Annotated in this window: 1 protein-coding gene; it reads right to left on the bottom strand. The window is 49.7% G+C overall.

Features of this window, described 5'->3' with window-relative positions:
- A partial coding sequence (locus DXZ20_RS37085; protein ID WP_250566272.1) for a hypothetical protein occupies positions 1-1074 on the bottom strand: 1074 nt, incomplete at its 3' end.
- Positions 1075-1142: the final 68 nt, after the last annotated feature.

Here is a 1142-nt window from a genome sequence, read left to right as displayed (position 1 = left end):
CTGTTTGGCAAACTCGTGAAAGGTTTCTATCGGCCATCGAAAGGTCCAGGTAGAAAAGGTCCGGTTGGCATCCCAATGCAGGGCATCGGTTAAGAGAAAACGAGGGGCATCACTGAGGTCTTCAGTTTCATGAACAATGACAATACGTTTGCGACCATATTTTTTGAGACGAACAACTTTAGTAAATGCCCAAACCTCTCGATATTGACTGTTTCGGCAACGAACGTTCTTGTGTCGAAAACTCTCAGGATGACTCTCTTTAAGTTGTTGAGCCACGTGTTGTACCTGCTGCCAGGTGTGGTTCCACATAATCAGTCGCGTCCGTTCAATCTCACTGACCCAATGTTTGCCTTTAGATTCAATCAGTTCGGTTAACGGACGAGTCAACACGCCCTGGTCAAAGGCATAATCTGCTTGAGGGTACTGCCCTTCGGCTTCGATAGTGCGAACACTCTCAACCACCATCTCCGTTCGTTTCTGATAGCTTTGTTGGTGTAAATAATAATGGAGTAATTCCAGCAATCGCTCTCGCACCTGGTCAAGTTGTTCGTAATGCTCTCGTTGTGTCATCGCTAAATACGCCAACTCTGCTTTCTGATAATTGGGCGGTTGCACCTCAACCGCTAAGCCATCCACCCGATGGGGATTGGCAATGGCAGCGGTGACCACTGTTTGATAGCGACTCCAACCACTATGCACATAATCATAGGCGGACTTGGCTCCATAGATCTTGCGGCTGTAGGGATGATACGAATAGGTCCAGTCCAGACTAATCACCGCTCGCCCACGACCTCGATAGCGGGGGGCCACCAGTGCCCGATGTCGACGCATGAGCTCATCGCGACTCCATCGCGATTCGAACACCGATTCATGCATCGCTCGGCGGCTCACCTGGGTCCCCTCTGGCCAGACGATTTGAGCGTATATTCCTTGTAGAGTCTTATTTGGGCTTAACAACAGGCCATTGATATAACGACTGACATGGTCAAACCCGGCCTGTCGGCAAAAGACCGGACGATAGTTCTGCAGAAACCCTTGTAGGGTAGAGCCAATCCCAACTAACGGACAATGCATCGGGCCTTTCCAACGTCAGTCCGTCTATTGTCCTAGATGGAATACCTAGCTAACCTTCCAAGTCGTGT

It is taken from the genome of Adonisia turfae CCMR0081 (assembly GCF_011009555.1).
GTDB lineage: Bacteria > Cyanobacteriota > Cyanobacteriia > Phormidesmidales > Phormidesmidaceae > Leptothoe > Leptothoe turfae.
The sequence above is the reverse complement of the archived record's forward strand: the minus strand, read 5'-3'. Positions and strand labels throughout refer to the sequence as shown.